15 protein-coding genes and 1 pseudogene are annotated in these 17,102 nt (G+C 73.9%); 6 read left to right on the top strand and 10 right to left on the bottom strand.

The genetic code is table 11. From position 1 onward, the window contains the following. Positions 1-8: 8 nt before the first annotated feature. Together OG898_RS32795 and OG898_RS32790 are read right to left on the bottom strand one after the other, a co-directional pair. Entirely contained in the window at positions 9-1,067 is a 1,059-nt protein-coding gene (locus tag OG898_RS32795) for an LLM class flavin-dependent oxidoreductase (protein WP_250741845.1), read from the bottom strand. Between the two features lie 24 nt (positions 1,068-1,091). Next, positions 1,092-2,603 (bottom strand): hypothetical protein, encoded by a 1,512-nt coding sequence (locus OG898_RS32790; RefSeq protein WP_266961898.1) that lies wholly within the window; start codon positions 2,601-2,603, stop codon positions 1,092-1,094. An 83-nt stretch (positions 2,604-2,686) separates the two neighbouring features. Here OG898_RS32790 and OG898_RS32785 point away from each other — a divergent pair, with 83 nt between their 5' ends. Then, positions 2,687-3,181 (top strand): hypothetical protein, encoded by a 495-nt coding sequence (locus OG898_RS32785; protein ID WP_250741843.1) that lies wholly within the window; start codon positions 2,687-2,689, stop codon positions 3,179-3,181. 113 nt (positions 3,182-3,294) lie between these two features. On the opposite strand, the gene OG898_RS32780 is transcribed toward OG898_RS32785, so the two are convergent. After that, positions 3,295-3,510, bottom strand: coding sequence for a dodecin (locus OG898_RS32780; RefSeq protein WP_243341332.1), 216 nt, complete (start codon positions 3,508-3,510; stop codon positions 3,295-3,297). Positions 3,511-3,677: 167 nt separating this feature from the next. Here OG898_RS32780 and OG898_RS32775 point away from each other — a divergent pair, with 167 nt between their 5' ends. The 3 genes and pseudogenes from OG898_RS32775 to OG898_RS32765 form a co-directional block, all read left to right on the top strand. Then, positions 3,678-4,937 carry an extracellular solute-binding protein gene (locus OG898_RS32775; RefSeq protein WP_250741842.1) on the top strand — a complete coding sequence of 420 codons (1,260 nt, stop codon included), beginning with the start codon at positions 3,678-3,680 and terminating at the stop codon, positions 4,935-4,937. 175 nt (positions 4,938-5,112) lie between these two features. Next, positions 5,113-5,940, top strand: coding sequence for a GNAT family N-acetyltransferase (locus tag OG898_RS32770; RefSeq protein WP_250741841.1), 828 nt, complete (start codon positions 5,113-5,115; stop codon positions 5,938-5,940). Continuing rightward, positions 5,937-6,518 (top strand): annotated as a pseudogene (locus OG898_RS32765) (lysophospholipid acyltransferase family protein); the annotation flags it as partial. The gene OG898_RS32770 and the pseudogene OG898_RS32765, both read left to right, overlap by 4 nt. 185 nt (positions 6,519-6,703) lie before the next feature. On the opposite strand, the gene egtD reads toward OG898_RS32765, so the two are convergent. From egtD to egtA, 4 genes are read right to left on the bottom strand one after another with little or no spacing between them, the layout of a single operon-like run. Beyond that, the gene (gene egtD, locus OG898_RS32760) at positions 6,704-7,756 is read right to left on the bottom strand and encodes an L-histidine N(alpha)-methyltransferase (RefSeq protein WP_266961894.1); all 1,053 of its coding nucleotides are present in this window, start codon (positions 7,754-7,756) and stop codon (positions 6,704-6,706) included. Then, complete coding sequence (gene egtC / locus OG898_RS32755) at positions 7,753-8,586, bottom strand: ergothioneine biosynthesis protein EgtC (RefSeq protein WP_266961892.1); 834 nt, start codon at positions 8,584-8,586, stop codon at positions 7,753-7,755. Before egtC ends, egtD begins: the two co-directional genes overlap by 4 nt. Then, the gene (gene egtB, locus OG898_RS32750) at positions 8,586-9,920 is read right to left on the bottom strand and encodes an ergothioneine biosynthesis protein EgtB (protein ID WP_266961890.1); all 1,335 of its coding nucleotides are present in this window, start codon (positions 9,918-9,920) and stop codon (positions 8,586-8,588) included. Before egtB ends, egtC begins: the two co-directional genes overlap by 1 nt. Next, a complete protein-coding gene (gene egtA, locus OG898_RS32745; RefSeq protein ID WP_266961888.1) occupies positions 9,917-11,272 on the bottom strand; it encodes an ergothioneine biosynthesis glutamate--cysteine ligase EgtA in 1,356 nt (451 codons plus the stop codon). Before egtA ends, egtB begins: the two co-directional genes overlap by 4 nt. Before the next feature lie 122 nt (positions 11,273-11,394). Here egtA and OG898_RS32740 point away from each other — a divergent pair, with 122 nt between their 5' ends. Then, a complete protein-coding gene (locus OG898_RS32740) occupies positions 11,395-12,234 on the top strand; it encodes a TIGR02452 family protein (RefSeq protein ID WP_266961886.1) in 840 nt (279 codons plus the stop codon). Between the two features lie 20 nt (positions 12,235-12,254). On the opposite strand, the gene OG898_RS32735 is transcribed toward OG898_RS32740, so the two are convergent. The 3 genes from OG898_RS32735 to OG898_RS32725 form a co-directional block, all read right to left on the bottom strand. Continuing rightward, positions 12,255-13,082 carry a dienelactone hydrolase family protein gene (locus OG898_RS32735; RefSeq protein ID WP_266961884.1) on the bottom strand — a complete coding sequence of 276 codons (828 nt, stop codon included), beginning with the start codon at positions 13,080-13,082 and terminating at the stop codon, positions 12,255-12,257. Positions 13,083-13,212: 130 nt separating this feature from the next. Further along, positions 13,213-14,100 carry a trans-aconitate 2-methyltransferase gene (locus OG898_RS32730; RefSeq protein WP_266961882.1) on the bottom strand — a complete coding sequence of 296 codons (888 nt, stop codon included), beginning with the start codon at positions 14,098-14,100 and terminating at the stop codon, positions 13,213-13,215. A 101-nt stretch (positions 14,101-14,201) separates the two neighbouring features. After that, positions 14,202-14,960, bottom strand: coding sequence for an RICIN domain-containing protein (locus OG898_RS32725; protein ID WP_266961880.1), 759 nt, complete (start codon positions 14,958-14,960; stop codon positions 14,202-14,204). Between the two features lie 177 nt (positions 14,961-15,137). On the opposite strand from OG898_RS32725, the gene OG898_RS32720 reads away from it, so the two are divergent. Beyond that, complete coding sequence (locus OG898_RS32720) at positions 15,138-17,060, top strand: hypothetical protein (RefSeq protein WP_266961878.1); 1,923 nt, start codon at positions 15,138-15,140, stop codon at positions 17,058-17,060. Positions 17,061-17,102 lie beyond the last annotated feature (42 nt).

Below are 17,102 nucleotides of genomic sequence, written 5' to 3'. Positions count from 1 at the left end.
GTCCTAGTTTAGTGTCCGGGGCCGACAGGCTGCCCGACGGGGTCCGCGGGCCCGTCAGCGCGCCCGTCCGCGGTCTCCGTGAGGCCGGTGAGGCGGGCGAGCCGCGCGAAGGAGTCCACCAGTGCCGTCCGGTCGTACGTGGACGTGGTGACCAGCAGTTCGTCCGCCCCGGTCAGCTCCGCGACCGCGGTCAGCTCCGCCGCGACCTGCTCCTCCGTGCCGTGGATGTGTCCGGCGAGGGCGCCCTCGTACAGCTCCCGCTCCTTGGGGCTCATGGTGAGGGCCTCGACCTCCTCGGCCGGACGCAGCGGCGGGAAGCTGCCCCGGGTCCGCGAGTACGCGACGGCCCAGGCCTCCGGCACCAGGATCCGGCGGGCGGCCTCGGCGGTGGCCGCCACCGCGACCGTGCCGGAGGCCACGACGTACGGCCGCGCCCCCCAGGGGGAGGGGCGGAACTCCTCGCGGTACGCCGCGATGATCTCCGCGACCCGGGCCCGGGTCCGCAGGTCCCCCACGACCAGGGGCAGCCCGGCGCGGGCCGCGATGCCCGCCCCCTCGCCGGTGGCCAGCACGTACGCCGGGATCCGCATCCCCTCCGCCGGGCGGGCGTGCACGTCGGGGTAGGCCCGCTGGGAGCCGTCGAGCCACCCCAGCAGCTCCGCGAGCTGCTCTTCGAACCGGTCGGCGTCGGCGGTGTCCCGGCCGAGCGCGCGGCGGATCCCGCCGGTGAAGCCGACCGAGCGGCCGAGGCCCATGTCGATCCGGCCGGGGAACAGCGACTCCAGGACCCCGAACTGCTCGGCGACCACCAGGGGCTGGTGGTTGGGCAGCATCACGCCGCCGGTGCCGACGCGGATCCGGGAGGTCGCCCCGGCCACGGCGGCGGCGAGCACCGTGGGCGCGGATCCGGCGACCCCGGGCACGCTGTGGTGCTCGGAGACCAGGAACCGGTGGTATCCGAGCCGCTCGGCGGTGCGCGCGAGCTCCACGGTGTCGCGCAGGGCCTGGGCGGCGGGGTGGCCCTCGCGGGTGCGGGACCGGTCGAGTATCGAGAGGGTGCGGATCACACTGGTGTCAACGCGCGAACGGCGTCAGGATTCCCAGGGCGGTGTCCAGCGATCCGACTGCGCCATGGCCGCCACCAGCCGGTGGATCACCTCGGAATCCAGTGCGGGGTTCGCCGCGGCCACGTGGGCCAGTTCCTCGTCGTCGAGGAGTTCTGCCAGTCGGTGCTGCGGAAGGTTCGGGTGGCGTGCCATCGCCGCGCGCACGACCGGGTCCGGGTCCCGGGTGAGGCGCTCTACGGTGTCCGGCGCGGTCTGCGGGTCGAGGGCGGCCAGGGCCCGGACCTCGGGGTCCTCGTGGTCGGCGAAGGCGGCCAGGCCGGTATTGGGAAAGTTCGGCCGGGTGGTGAGCTGCGCGCGCTCAGGGTGGGCGTACTCGAGGAAGCTGCGCAGCAGGAGTGCGGCCGGGGCGTCCGGATGGTTCTGGGCCAGCAGCACGCGTACCCCGAGATCCTCGTCGGCGGCCAGGCGTTCCACGAGATCGGGCGGCAGCGTGGGGACCAGGGCGGCCCTCCGGCGAAGCAGCGGGTGGCCCGAGGTCGCGTCCCGGCGGACATCCTCGGGGTCCCGGGGCGCTCTGGGCCCGGGCCACGGATGGAATCGGTCGTCCGCGGGGACCTCGTAGTCGATCCCGGCCCGTTCCTCCTCGCTCAGTGCAGGGTGCACGGACAGGGCGAGCCGTACCGTCGGGTCGGGGTCCACGGCGAGTGCGCGCATCTCGGCGGGTCCGAGGTCCGTGCGGTGCGCGATCCGCTGGCGCACCTCCGGGTCCGGATCGCCGGCGAGGAGGACCACCACGTCGGCGGGGAGGGTGGGGTTGTCGGCGATCGCCGCCCGTTCGCCCTCGGCCACCGGAGAGGTCAGGACACCGTCCACGACGGTTCTGCTGAGGGCCCGGTTCAACAGCATGTCCCAGCGTGCGTGGCACGTCCGGTCGGGCAGTTCGCGCTCGACCCACGCCGGATCCTCGCTTTGCGCGTGCCTCCGCGCCCTCTCCCGGACGTCCTCGTCGGGATCCGCCAGCAGTGAGGCCCGGATCTCCGCGGGCAGCACACTCCACCGGCCGACCCCCCAGCCGCGGACCTTCGCGTCCGGATGGGTGGGCATGGAACGCTGCAGCTCCATGGAGATCTGCTGGTAGGCGGGCGGGAAGTCGTTCTCGTACGTGTTGATCATGCGGACGACGGTCTCGTCGGGCAGCGGCCTGTACACGCCGCCGACGGGCAGTCTGGGCGCATCGGCGAGATGGGCGCGGACGAACCACTCCGGGTCGTCGACCAGTCGTGCCCGTTGGGCCGGGTCGACGTGGGGATTGCGGGCGAAGAAGCTGCGGGTTCGGATGTCAGGGTGCTGGAGCGCGGCCTCGACCACGGCGTCGGGCAGGGTCCGGTCCCGGCAGAGCACCATCTGCACGGCCGGCGGGCCGTCGGCGAGCAGCCGCAGCAGGACGTCCTCGGGTGAGGACGGGTTGAGGGCCACCCCGGCGAGCCGACGCGTGGGCAGGTCGGCGGCCTCCCAGATGTTTTCAGGCGTAGGCATGTGTCGTAACCCCCGTGTGTCAGCTGGTCCCCCCGGACCACCGGGCCACGACCCTACCGGCCCCCGCTGCTTAGGCTGGCGGGGTGACCGAGACTCAGAACCGCAGGCCCCTGGCCGTCTTCGACATCGACAACACCCTGGCCGACACCGCCCACCGCCAGCACTTCCTGGAGCGCCGGCCGCGCGACTGGAGCGGGTTCTTCGGCGCGGCCCCGGCCGATCCGCCCCTCGCCCGCGGGATCGCGCTCGCGGTGGAGAGCGCGGCCGACTGCGAGGTCACGTACCTCACCGGCCGCCCGGAGCGGTGCCGCGCGGACACGGAGGACTGGCTCGCGCGGAACGGGCTGCCCGAGGGGCGGCTGTGGATGCGCGGGAACCAGGACCGGCGGCCCGCCCGCACGACCAAGCTCGAAGTGCTGCGGCGGATCTCGCGGGGCCGCGAGGTGCGGATGCTGGTGGACGACGACGAGCTGGTGTGCGGGGCGGCCCGCGCGGAGGGCTTCCGCGTGGTCCTGGCGGACTGGGCGGCGGAGGCGCCGGAGCTCAAGGACGCGCAGGAGGGCGAGGGCCGCACCTGAGCGAGCGCGCCCCCGGTGCCCGATGGCCTGTGTCCCGTGCCCCTCTGGCGGCCGGGCGGGCCGGGCGGGGCCCCGGAAAGCCCCGAGGGGCCGGGGCCCCGGGCCCTCAGGCCTCAGGCCTCGCCGTCGAGGCGGAAACCGACCTTGATCCCCACTTGGTAGTGCGCGATCTCGCCGTTCTCGATGTGCCCTCTGATCTGAACGACTTCGAGCCAATCAAGGTTGTGGAGCGTTTCGCCCGCGCGCGCGATGCCGTTGCGGATGGCCTGGTCGATGCCCTCGTGGGACGTGCCCACGATCTCGGTCACCCGGTACGTGTGATTGGACATGGGGGTCTCCCGACACTGGGTGGCTGTTGCCTTGTTCTACGGTGCCCCAGTAAGTCCGGGTCCGCGAACTTTGCGTGAACAATCCATAGCGATACCCCCTTGACCCACCCATTGGTCTATGCCAATTTCAAGCCATCTGCGATCCATCCCCCCAGAAGGTGACCTTCGTGAAGATGCGCTTCCTTGCCGTGTCCACCGCTCTCGCGGCCGCGACCGCTCTCACCGGCTGCAGCCTCGCCGGGTCGGGCGGAGGTACGCAGAAGGTGACGCTCTGGCTGATGAAGGGCAGCGCCTCCGAGGACTTCATAGGTCAGTTCACGAACAGCTTCGAGAAGGAACACCCGGGTGTGGACCTCGAAGTGAAGATCCAGGAGTGGAAGGGCATCGGCGACAAGGTCAACGCCGTCCTGTCCGGCGAGAGCCAGGAGAGCGCCGACGTCATCGAGGTCGGCAACACCCAGGTCGCCCAGTACGTGGAGGGCGGCGGCGTCTCCGAACTCACCCTGGAAGCCCTGCGCGAGTGGGACGGCAAGGACTGGCTGAAGGGCCTCTCCGAACCGGGTAAGGTCCGCGGAGCCCAGTTCGGCGTCCCGTGGTACGCCGCCAACCGCGTGGTGATCTACAACAAGGACCTCTTCACGGCCGCCGGGGTCAAGGCGCCGATCAAGACCCGCCAGGAATGGATCCAGGCCACGCAGAAGCTCGACAAGGGCACCCAGCAGGGCATCTACCTCGCCGGGCAGAACTGGTACGTCCTCGCCGGGTTCGTCTGGGACGAGGGCGGCGAGCTCGCCGTCGAGAGCAGCGGCCAGTGGCTCGGCACCCTCGACGAGCCGAAGGCCATGGCCGGAATGGAGTTCTACAAGCAGCTCCAGGCCCTCGGTGACGGCCCCAAGGACGCCGACGAGGAGACGCCCCCGCAGTCCGACGTCTTCGCCCGCGGCGGGATCGCCCAGATCATCGCCCCGCCCGGCCAGGCCGCCGCCATCGAGGCCGCGAACCCGGAGCTCAGGGGCAAGCTCGGCTTCTTCCCGATCCCCGGCAAGACCGCCGACAAGGTGGGCTCCGTCTTCACCGGCGGCTCGGACCTGATCATCCCCGAGAAGACGAAGCAGCGTAAGCAGGCCGTCGACGTGATCACGGCCCTGGTCAGCGAGAAGTGGCAGACCGAACTCGCCCGCACGATGAGCTACGTACCCAACAAGACCACCCTCGCGCACGTGGTCGAGGGCAACGACGGCGCCACCGCGATGGCCCCCGGCGCGGCCCAGGGCCGCGCCACCCCGCAGTCCCCCCGCTGGGCCGAGGTGGAGGCCAAGAACCCGATCAAGCCGTTCATGACGGCCGTGCTCACCGGCCAGGACCCCGAGACGGCGGCGAAGGCGGCCTCCGACACCATCAGCAAGGTCCTCAGCTCCGACCGCTGACCCTGATGGGTGCGCGCGCGGGTGAGGGCACGGGAGGGGACGCCCGCCAAGTTCAGCGTCCGCACATCCGAGGGCCGCGAAGCGGCCATGTCGAATCCAGCCGGTCACGGAAGAAGTAAAGAAGCCAGGCCACACACCTGCCGGCCTGGCTTCCCGTGCCGGACCAGGAGCCGTCATGACCATCGCCCCCCTGTCCCCGTCCGCCGTGTCCCCCGCCCTCCTCCCCGCCCCGACGCCCGCCCCGGCGCCCGCCCGGCGCGCGGCGGACGCCCCCGCACCCCACTACGCCGTCCGCCTCGCCCGCAACGAGGACGAGGTGCGCGCCGCGCAGCGGCTGCGCCACCAGGTCTTCGCCGGCGAGCTCGGCGCCCGTCTCGACGGCCCGGAGCCGGGCCTGGACTGCGACCCCTTCGACGCCTACTGCGACCACCTCCTCGTCGTGGACGAGGAGACCGAGCAGGTCGTCGGCACCTACCGGCTGCTGCCCCCCGAACGCGCCGCCGTGGCCGGACGCCTCTACTCGGAGGGCGAGTTCGACCTCTCCGCCCTCGCCCCCATCCGCCCCGACCTCGTCGAGGTGGGCCGCTCCTGCGTCCACCCCGACCACCGCAACGGCGCCGTCATCGCCCTCATCTGGGCCGGCCTCGCCCGCTACATGGACGGCTCCGGACACAACTGGCTCGCCGGCTGCTGCTCCATACCGCTCTCCGACGGCGGGGTGCTGGCCGCCGCCACCCGGGAGAACGTCCTCGCCCGCAGCCTCGCACCCGTCGAGTACCGGGTCACCCCGCACCTCCCCTGGAGCCCCGAAGGCATCGAGGTCCCCGGCCGGATGGAACTGCCCCCGCTGCTGCGCGGCTACCTGCGCCTGGGCGCCTGGGTCTGCGGCGAGCCCGCCCTGGACGCCGAGTTCGGCTGCGCCGACCTGTACGTCCTGCTCTCCCTGCGGCGCACCAACCCCCGCTACCTCAAGCACTTCCTGTCGCTCGCCCCGTCCGCATGAGCGCCTGGCTCCCCACCTCGCCCTGTACCCCCGCGGACTGCGCCGGCCACGAGGGGCGCACCGCGAGCGTGCCGCGCGCGGTCCTGCGGCTCGCCGCGGCCATCGCCCTGGTCCTGCTCGGGATCCTGGGCGCCCCGCCGCTGCGGCTGCTGCCGGAGCGGGTCCGGCACGTGCTGGTACGGGCCTGGGCGACCGCCCTGCTGGGCGCCTTCGGCCTGCGGATCACCGTGCACGGGACACCCGGCCCCGGCCGTGGCCGGCTGATCGTCGCCAACCACATCTCCTGGCTGGACATCCCGCTCGTCGCCGCCGTCATGCCCTCCCGGATGCTGGCCAAGAGCGACATCCGCAGCTGGCCGGTCCTCGGACCGCTCTCCCGGCAGGCCGGCACCCTCTACATCGAACGCGACCGGCTCCGCACCCTGCCCGCCACCGTCGGCCTCCTCACCCGGGCCCTGCTCGACGGTGACCGCGTCACGGTCTACCCCGAGGGCTCCACCTGGTGCGGGCGGGCCCAAGGCCCCTTCCGCCGGGCCGCGTTCCAGGCCGCGCTGGATGCGCGGGTGCCCGTACAGCCCGTACGGATCAGCTACCTGCTCGACGACGGGGGGCCGGCCGGGGCGCCCGCATTCGTCGGGGACGACCCGCTGACCGCCTCGCTGTGGCGGATCGCGCGGGCCCGTGGGGTGCGCGCCGAGGTGCGGCTGCTGCCGCGGATCCCGCCGGGCCGGTACGCGCACCGGCGGGACCTCGCGGCCGCGGCTCAGGCCGCCGTGCTCGCCGAACCGGTACCCGTGTCGCGACCGGCGGCGCCGCTGCTGCCCGGAGTGCCCTCCCAGCCGTCGGTGCCGATGCCGTCCGCCACCGACAGTGACAGGGCGAAGCGGCCCGCGGCGTCCGTCCACCAGTGGGTCAACTCAAGTCCGGCGGATGCGAGTTCCTTACGGACCCCGTCCTGACGGAACTTCGCCGAGATCTCCGTCAGGATCTCCTCGCCCGCCTCGAAGGGCACCTCCAGATCCAGCGCCCGGACCTTCACCACCACCTGCCTGCGGGCCCGCAGCCGCATCTCGATCCACTCGTGCTCCTGGTTCCACACCGCCACGTGCGCGAAGTCGGCGGTGTGGAAATCCGCGCCCAGCTCCCGGTTCACCACGGACAGCACGTTCCCGTTGAACGCGGCGGTCACGCCCTGCGCATCGTCGTACGCCGACACCAGGACGGCCGGGTCCTTCACCAGGTCCGTCCCCATCAGCAGCGCGTCCCCGGGTGACAGCATCGCCCGTACGTCCGCCAGGAACACCGCCCGCTCCGCCGGCAGCAGGTTCCCGATCGTGCCGCCCAGGAACACCACCAGCCGGGGTCCGGGGGAGTCCGGCAACCGCAGTGCGCGCGTGAAGTCGGCCAGCAACGCGTGGACGCGCAGCCCCGGATGCTCCTCCAGCAGGATCTTCGCCGCCCCCGTCAGCGCGCTCTCGCTCACGTCCACCGGTATGTACGTGTCCAGCGCGGGCAGCGCCTCGATCAGGTGCCGGGTCTTCTCCGAGGAGCCGGAACCGAGCTCCACCAAGGTGCGGGCCCCGCTCACCGAGGCGATCTCCCGGGCCCGTTCGAGCAGGATCTCCCGCTCGGCGCGCGTCGGGTAGTACTCGGGCAACCGGGTGATCTCCTCGAAGAGTTCACTGCCCCGGGCGTCGTAGAACCACTTGGGCGGCAGCGATTTGGGGGACCGGGTCAGCCCGTCGTGCACATCCGTACGCAGCGCCGTCTCGGCGGCGTGCTCGTCGAGGGTGCGGGTCAGCTGGAAGTCGTTCACTTGCCTTCGTCTCCTTGCTGCGGTGCGTGCGGTGCGTGGAGTGAGTGGTGCGCGTGCCGTGAGGGTGATGGGCCGGTGGGGGGCTCCTTCAGGGAGACGAGGTCGATCCGGGTGCGGGTGGCGGTCAGCAGGGTCCCGTCCGGGACCTCGCACCAGCGCGCATCGTCGTCGTAGGGCTCCGAGGCCACCACCGTGCGCTGCGCCGCCGTGTCGGCCAGGTACCACAGGGAATCCCCCCAGGCCGTCGCCGCGATGGCCCGGCCGTCGGTGAGCAGCAGGTTCAGCCGGGATCCGGGCGCGGCCTCGGCCAGCTCCCGTACCGTCCCGGCCAGCGCCGCACCGAGGTCCGGGTCCGCCCGCAGCCGGTGCAGGACCAGCGCCCAGATCAGCGCCGAATCCGTCCGGGCGGCCAGCGACAGCAGCTCCTGGGGCGGCAGGCGCGCCGCGACGGGGGCCGCGGCGTCCGGCCAGTCCCGCAGCGAGCCGTTGTGGCTGAACAGCCAGTGCCCCTCCGCGAACGGCGCGGCCGCCGCCTCCCCGTCCGCCCCCGGACGCGTGGCGTCCCGTACGGCGGCCAGTACGGCCCCGCTGCGGACCACCCGGGCGAGGTCGCTGAAGGTCAGGTCGCCCCAGATCGGCCCGGCCCGGCGGTAGCGGGCGGGCACCGGGTCCTCCTCCGCGTACCAGCCGACGCCGAAACCGTCGGCGTTGACCGTGCCGGACCGCTGGCGGCGCGGCTCCCACGACTGGCGGACCAGTGAATGCTCGGGATCGCTCAGCACCCGGCCGAGGCTCACGGGCTCCCCGAGATAGGCGAGGTGACGGCACATCAGGCCTGCCCGGTGGCGGAGCCCGCAGGCACGGCGCCGCGCGCGGTCCGGAACCCCGAGAAGATCTGCCGGCGCACCGGCAGGTCCCAGTTGCGGAAGGTGCCCCGGCAGGCCACGGCGTCCACGGCGAAGGAACCGCCGCGCAGCACCTTGTGCTCGGGGCCGAAGAACACCTCCGAGTACTCGCGGTAGGGGAACGCCCGGAAGCCGGGGTAGGGCAGGAAGTCCGAAGCCGTCCACTCCCACACGTCGCCGATGAGCTGGCGCACCCCGAGCGGGGAGGCCCCGGCCGGATAGGCGCCCGCTCGGGCCGGGCGCAGGTGGCGCTGGCCGAGATTGGCGTGCGCGGGCGTGGGGTCCGCGTCGCCCCACGGGTAGCGGGTGGAGCGTCCGGCCGCCGGATCGTGGCGGGCGGCCTTCTCCCACTCCGCCTCGGTGGGCAGCCGCCGCCCCGCCCAGCGGGCGTACGCGTCGGCCTCGTACCAGCTCACGTGCAGCACCGGCTCGTCCCCGGGCACCGGCTCGGTGACCCCGAAGCGGCGGCGCAGCCAGGTGCCGTCCTCGCGGTGCCAGAACAGCGGGGCCTCGATCCCGTGCCGGCGGATCTCCGACCAGCCGGGCGCCTCCCACCACCGCTCCTCGTGGTACCCGCCGTCCGCCATGAACTCCTGGTAGGCGGCATTGGTCACCGGAACGGTGTCGATCCAGAACGCCTCGACCTCCCGCCGGTGCGCGGGCCGCTCGTTGTCCAGCGACCAGGGCTCCGCGGAGGTGCCCATCGTGAACGGGCCCCCGGGTATGAGCACTTCGGTCGCCGTCGGCGGCGGTCCCTGCGGAGGATCCGGGTCGGGCGCCGTCAGCACCGGCGCTCCCTGCCTCAGCTGATGGGTGATCAGCATCGTCTCGTCGTGCTGCTGTTCGTGCTGGGCGATCATCCCGAAGACGTAGCCGCCGTCCAGCAGGGCCGTGCCCTCCAGGGGTGTGCGGTCGAGGAGGTCGAAGACCCGGCCGCGCACCTCGGCGGCGTACCGGCGGGCCTCGTCCGGGCTCAACAGCGGCAACTTCGGCCGCTCGGCACGGGGATGCTCGAACGCGTCGTAGAGCGGGTCTATCTCGGGGTGCATGGACTCGCGGCCTGCGACGTTGCGCAGCAGCCAGAGCTCCTCCATGTTCCCGATGTGTGCGAGGTCCCAGACCAGCGGGGACATCAAGGGGGAGTGCTGGGCGGTCAGTTCCGCCTCGCTGACGGCATCGGTGAGTCCGGCCGTGCGGACGCGCGCCGCGGTCAGGGCGGCGGCGGCCCGCTCGCGCAGGAGCTCCGGTTCGGTGGTCATGAGCGTGCCTCCTCGCCGGCCGGCTGCGGTCGGGTTCGCGGGTGCGGGCGGGCCGGGGCCTGCGCGTGCGGCTGCGGCTGCTGCTGCGCCGGTTCGGTCCGGTCGTCGGCCGGGCAGCGGCCGCGGGACACGTAGCGCTCGGTGAACTCGCCGACCGTGTCGATGACGTGGCCGTCGGCGCCCAGCCGGGGCAGCGCCGAGACCGCGGCCCGGAAGCAGGCGCGGGCCGCGGACCGCAGCTCCGGATCGGACAGCGCGTTTCGGGCGGCGGAGCGCCACAGCGGGTTGCGCGGCGCGGGCTGGGCGCCGTAGGAGTCGGCCAGCCCCTTCGCCACCCGGTACGCGGTCTCCGCGGCCTCCGGGTCGTCGAACAGCGCGTGCACGACGGCCACCGGGACCAGCCAGCCGTCCTCGCCGGGCTGGGCGTCGATCATCCGCAGCTCCAGATGGCCCCGGGGCCGTACCGGCGGGAAGAGGGTGGTCAGGTGGTAGTCCAGATCGGCGGCGGTCGGCGGCCGGTGAGCGCCGTGGCCGCGGTGGTCGCCGTCGGAGCGCAGCCAGTCGCGGAAGGTCAGCCCGCGCGGTACCGCCCAGGGCGCGCCCTCCTCGTCCGTCCGTACGCACATCACCTCGGTGTCCAGCGCCTGCCGGGTCCACGCACCGCGCGGCTCCGCCTCCAGCGGCGGGGCGAGGGAGCGCCGGGTGTCGAGGTCGCTCCAGACCCCCTGGCGCGCACACCGCCAGCCGGCGTACGGGCCTTCGTGCGCAGGGGAGTTGGCGAAGGCGGCGACCAGCACCGCACCGAGGAGGTGGGCGAGGCGCCAGCGCCTGCCGTGGCCCAGCGGGCCGGGCTCCTCGTGACCGGCGTCCACGCAGACCTGCACGGAGGCCGAGGCGCGCATCATGGCGCGCCCGGCGGGCCCGGTGCGGTCGAAGTAGGTCTCCATGGCGTCGTACCGCGGGCTGGCCAGCATCCGCCGCAGCGGCCGGCGGGGATCCTGACCGAGTCCGCGCAGCTCCAGCCCCTGGGAGCGCAGGGCGCTCCGGACGGCGGTCAGATCGGCTTGGAGGCCGTCGATGCAGCCGGTCAGGGAGGAGGCGGGGGCCGAGCTGAGTTCCAGCTGGCCGCCGGGCTCGACGGTGACGCCGGAACCGAGGGGAAGGGCGCGGGCCGCGGCGTGCGCGGCGGCCAGGCGGTCGTGGGACACGGGCAGGCCGGGCTGCTCGACGTCGAACACCAGCCATTCGAGCTCCGCGCCCAGCAGGCGGGGCGGGCCGGTCTTGAAGCAGATGCCGTGGATCAGCTCCTCGGCGGTGGCTTCGGTCAGTCGGGTGAGTGAGTCCTGGGGCATGACGGGGCCCTCGTCTCCTGTCGTCAGCTGTGACATCACCCGTGCCTACCCGTCCTTTGGGGCACAAACCTCTGGGGCTGAAATCCATTGCGGCGCCGTGCCGGAGCGCCGAAGATCACCGCATGAGCGGCAGATTGCGCGAGATCGCGCGGGAGAATGCGGAGATCGTGGCGGCCGGCGGGTACCGGACGCGGTCGGGACGGCAGGTCTCTCTTGCCGCCGCCGTGGCGGAGGCCAAGGCAGGAACCAGAATATATGGCCCAAACCGGGTCATTCCAGGCGAGCCGGACAGGCGGAACGCCCACCGGACCGCCGTCGAGGTCACCGGCGAGAGCAGCACGGTCGCCGCCCGCAGGCTCGCCGGCGAACTCGGGGAGCGCCCCGGAACGGCTTCCGTGGCCGTCCTGAACTTCGCTTCGGCCCGGAATCCCGGGGGCGGCTACGTCCGCGGCGCCAAGGCTCAGGAGGAGGCCCTCTGCCGCGCCTCGGCGTTGTACGAGACCCTCCTGGAGGCCCCGGAGTACTACGAGATCCACCGTGCCGAGGTCAGCACCTTCTACACCGACCGGGTGATTCACTCGCCCGGGGTGCCCGTCTTCCGCGACGACCGGGGGGACCTGCTGGACACCCCCTTCCGGGCCGGATTCCTCACCTCACCGGCCCCGAACGCGGGCACCATCCGCCGCCAGGAGCCGGACCGCGTGCCGGAGATCCCCGCCGCCCTCGCGCGCCGCGCGGAGCTGGTGCTGGAGGTGGCGGCGCTGCACGGGTACCGGGGGCTGGTGCTGGGGGCCTGGGGGTGCGGGGTCTTCATGAACGACCCGGCCCAGGTGGCGGAGGCCTTCCGCGCGCTGCTGGCGGGACGGTTCGCCGGTGTGTTCGAACGGGTGGTGTTCGGTGTGCTCGACCGGAAGCCGGAGACGCGGGAGACGTTCGAGCGGGTGCTGGCGGGGGCGGGGTAGCCGTAGGGGCGGGGCTCGGGCTAGGTCGCGTCCGGGAGCAGGCGGGTCCGCAAGAGGTCGAGCACCTGGTCCAGCGCCGCGCGGGTGGGCTGCCCGGGCCGGTCGACGAGGTGCTCGGTGAGGACGGAGTGCGGCGGCAGCACGGCGTCGGGGTTGGCGTCCTCGTCCTCCAGCTCGACGGCGACGAAGGCGTCACCGAGCTCGCGGCGCAGGAAGGCGAAGCGGGCGCCGGGCGTGATCCGGTCGCTCTTGAAGCGCAGCCCCAGCACCTGCAGGCCCTCGCGCTCGCAGCGGCCCCGGACGGTGGCGAGGTCCTCGGGGGAGATGTCGATGCCGTCCCGCCGGCGGGGTGTGATGCCCAGGGGGAGGGACGGCTGCGACAGGACGGGCGCGAGGAGGTGCTCGTCGACGGCCATGGCGAGGGCGAAGCCGCCGGTCAGGCACATGCCGACGGCGCCCACGCCCGGGCCGCCGCAGCGCTTGTGCTCGTCCGCGGACAGCGCGCGCAGCCAGTCCACGACGGGCGAACTCCGGCCGGTGGCCAGGACGGTGAACTCCCGGCTCACGCACACGTTCCACAGGCTGGACGCGGTGTACAGCGCTCCCCGCAGCAGGCCGTGGGCCTGGGGGTGGGGATCGTGGCCGGGCGTGCCGAACAGCACCGGGAGCACGGCGGTGCAGCCCAGTGCGGCCACCCGCTCGGCGAACTCCAGCACCTTCGGGGTGATCCCGGGGATCTCCGCGAGCACGATCACCGCGGGCCCGCTGCCGCGGCGCAGGACGGGCCGCGTGCTGCCCTCGTGGGTGAACGCCTCGCGCTCGAAACCCGACAGGTCATGGTCAGCCATGGACGACCGCCTCACTCATCGACCGTGGCGCACGCGAGGGACGACGCACGGCACCAGCCTTCCGATCATGTTCCGATGTCGGGAGGGACCGTACAACACCCGGATGGAGCAGGCCTACGGGGAGCCGCGCTTACGGTGCTCCGGGTGCTCCGGGTGCTCCGGGTGCTCCGGGTTTCCAGCCCCAGGCCGTGAGCATGCCGGGCGACAGCCCGGCGTACCCGGGGGATTCCAGCAGCCGCAGGGCCTCGTCGAGCCCGTCCTCGTCGAGAAGCCCCGTCGCCAGCATGTCCGCCCGGGCACGGTCCCAGGTGTCCGCCCAGAACCGGCTGATCGCGCTGCCCGGCAGCAGCGGCGGTACGTGGATCTCGGCCGCCACCGATTCCAGCCCCGCCGCCTCCAGCAGCTCGGGGTGGTGGACCACCTGCGACACGTCCGTCCCGATGCTGTCGCGCAGCCCGCGCCACATGGCCCGCATCGCGGCGGTGTACGGCGTGAGGGGCGCGGAGTCCGTCGTCAGGTCCACGGCGTCGCTGATCACCAGGACCCCGCCGGGGGCGAGCAGCTCGGCGAACCGGGCGACCAACCGCGGCCGGTCGGGCAGGTGCATGAGGAGGAAGCGGGCGTGCACCAGGCGGAAGCGGCCCGGGGAGAGGGCAGGCGAGAGGCCAGGGGAGAGGTCCGGGAAGAGCTCGGGGGAGAATCCGTCCGCGGTGATGTCCGCCTGCAGGGGGGTCAGCCCCGGCACGGGGTGCGCGGCGAGGAAACGTACGTCCCGGTCCACTGCGACGACCTCCGCGACCCCCGCCTCCTCCAGCAGTCCGCGCGCCACCGTCCCGGTGCCCGCTCCGAGGTCCAGGCAGGTCCAGCCCGGGCCCACGCCCAGCCGGCGAAGCCGGGACATGGTCGTCGCGTCGTAGGTGAGGGAGCCGAGGTCGATCCGGTCCCCCTCGCCGCCGGCCTCGGGGCGGAAGACCCGCTCGCCGTAGCGCCCCGGGCCCTGGGGCCCTGTGCCGGTCATGGACCCATTGTCGCAAGGGGGCGGGGAGGGCACATGTCGGAGCGGGGGGCTGGGGGCTGGGGACCGGGAGCACCTGCCCCCGGCCCCGGCTCCCGGCCGGATCAGGTGCCGAGCGCGCTGCCCCGCCACTGCTGGTTGGTGGCCGTGGGCATGCAGTCCCACAGCCCTACCCGCGCGCCGTTGGCGGTGGCCCAGCCCAGGGCGTCGAGGCACTTGCCCGAGTGGACGCTGCGCAGCAGACCGCCCGGGATCGCCTCCCACTTCTGGTTCAGGCCCTGGTGGCAGGAGTTGAGCCCGATCAGCGAGCCGTTCTCGGTCTTGGCGAACTGGACGTCCATGCACCGGCCGAGCGCGCGGACCGTGCCGTCGCTCTCCAGCTTCCAGGCCTGCGCGTCCGTGCCGTTGCACTGGTAGATCTGGATCGGCGTGCCGTCCTTGGTGCCCGCGGCCTTGACGTCCAGGCACTTGCCGGAGTGCACGCCGACGATCTGGCCGGATCCGGCGGGCGGTGCCGGGTTGCAGTAGATCTCCACGAGGACCTGGTAGTACCCGTCGCCGCCGATCGGTATCGCCCGCGGACCGTTGCTCTTGGAACAGCGGAACGTCTCGTAGCCCTCGCCCACGGCCTGGCCGTAGGCACTGCTCCAGGCGCCTTCGACGGCGATGTTGTACGGGCCGTAGCCGATGCCGGTGAAGTACTTGGGGGCGGTCGGGGCCAGGGCCGCCGAGGCGGCGGCGGGGGCGGAGGCGGCAGCCGCGACCGGGGTGGCAGCCGGGGTGGCGCCCGCCGGGGAGGCGAACAGCGCCGTGACGGTGAACAGAGCGGCGGCAGCGGCCGACAGGCATCGAGCCAGCTTCACGCGTGGCTCCTTTCGGGAGAAGAGGAAGGAGAGGGGAGGTGCCGCCGGGCCCGCGGTCGGCTCGACAGTAGCCGCGCGGCGCGGCCGGACAGTCTCACCGTGGTGTCAACTCCGGCCAGAGAACGGCCGGTTGCCTGCTGATCAGGCAGGACGCCGGATCGGTATCGTCCCGGGAGCGTGGAGAGAACCGAGGAGCTCGCGGCGCTGCGGGCCGCCCTGGAAGCGGGACCGCCCGTCCATCTCGGCGGGATGCTCGGCAGTGGCAAGTCCCGGCTGGCCCGGCGGCTGCCCGTCGCGGACGCCGTCGACCTGGCCGGGCTGGGAGCCGGGGAGGCGGGCTCCCGGGTCCGCGCCGCGCTGGCGGCCGGGTCCGGCGGGGGACTGCTGCTCGTCGACAGCGTGGACGCGCCCGAGCAGGCCGAAGCCGTCGCCGCCGCCCTCGAAGACCCCCCGGCAGGGACGGGCGGAGGCCCCCGCAGGCCGGTGCTGCTGGTCGGCCGGTTCCCCCTGCGGGCCGTCGCCGCCGCCGTCGCCGAATGGGCGGAGCGGCCCCTGACCGCCCTGACCGCCCTGACCCTCGGGCCCGTAGGGGCGGGGGCCGTCGAGGCCCAGGTCCGTGCGTACGGCGTCGAGGACCCCGAGGCGGTGGCCCTGGCGGTCCGGCTGGCCGGCGGGAACCCGCTGCTGGCCCGGCTGGCCGCCCGGGCGCTCCTCGCGGGCACCCCGGCCGACGCCCCCGGGGCCGTCGCCGACGCGATGACCGAGGAGGTGCTGCTCCGGCTCGACCGCGAACGCCCGGCAGCCGCCCCCGGGAGCGGGCGCAGACGGCACGCGCTGCGGCTGCTGGCGACCGTACGGGCCGGGGACGAGCGGCTGCTGAGCGGCGGCCCGGACCTGTTCTCGGCGCTGGCCGGGCTGAGCCTCGTCCGCAGGGAGCGGCTCGGGCTGGCGGTCCGCGAACCCTTCCGCACCCTGTTCGAACTCGCCTACCAGTGGCGGCGCCCGCAGCACCACGAAGGGCTCCGCGCCCGCGCCGCCGACTACCGGCGGGCCCTGCTGACCGAACGCCGCGACCCGCAGGAGCGCGCCCGGCTGGTGGAACAGGGCCTGTTCCTGTCCGGCGACCCGACCCTGCGCGGCTCGCTGTTCCCGCCCGCCGAGGAATCCGCCGCGATCGGGCCCGCCGCGATCGGACCCGCCCGCGCCGGGGAGACCGCGGACATCGGCCGGCTGATGCGCGGGTGGGCGGTGCGCGGGGGGTTCGACGTACGGCGCTGCGAGCGGATCACCGGCCAGTGGCTGGACGCGGCCGGCCCCGCGGCCTTCCGGCTGGCCCGCGACCGGGACGGGCGGCCCGTGGGACTGGCCGCGCTGCTGCCCGTCGCGCAGGGCACGCAGGCCGGCATCGAACCCCTCCTCCAGCAGCACGCCACCGGCCTCCTGGACGGCGCCCGCGAGCACTCCGGCGGGCTGTTCCTCGGAGCCGCGTACGCGGCGGACCCGGTCGCCCACGCGCAGATCCTGCGGGACATCCTGGGCCAGGCGGTGATCGCCGGGCACCTGGTGGTGTCCACGGCCAGCCCCGACTACCAGACGCTGCTGCGCGCGCTGAGCTTCCGCCCGCACGGCGGCATCCGCGACGACGTCTACCGCTGCGGGCGCCGGCCCGAGGTCTACAGCCACGACTTCAACCCCGCCGGGCTACCGGGCTGGATGCGGACCCTCGGCCCGGGCGGGGGCCCTGCGCGGCGGCTGGAGGGGGAGTCGGGGGCGGTTGACGTTCCGGGGGCCGTCGCCTGGGCGCTGGCTCGCATCCGCGACCCGCGCGCCCTGGCCCGCAGCCCGCTGCTGGCCCGCCCGGGACTGCCCACGGCGCAGGCACTGCGCGGCTGGCTGGACAACGCCGTACTGGAACTGGCGCTGGCCGACGCCCCCGCCGACGCCGAGGCGGGCGCCATCCTGCGCGCCTACTACCTCAGCGGCCGGCCCCGCACCCACCACCAGGCGGCCCGCGAGGTCCACATCAGCCGCGCCACGTACTTCCGCCGCCTGAGGCGGGGCCTGGCCTTGCTGGCGGACCGGCTGCCGGGGACGTTGTAGGGGCGGGGGCGGGGAGTTGCGCCAGGCCTGGCTCGGCCCCGG

Source organism: Streptomyces sp. NBC_00193, from assembly GCF_026342735.1.
Lineage (GTDB): Bacteria > Actinomycetota > Actinomycetes > Streptomycetales > Streptomycetaceae > Streptomyces > Streptomyces stoeckheimensis.
This window is presented reverse-complemented; position numbering and strand designations above follow the sequence as displayed.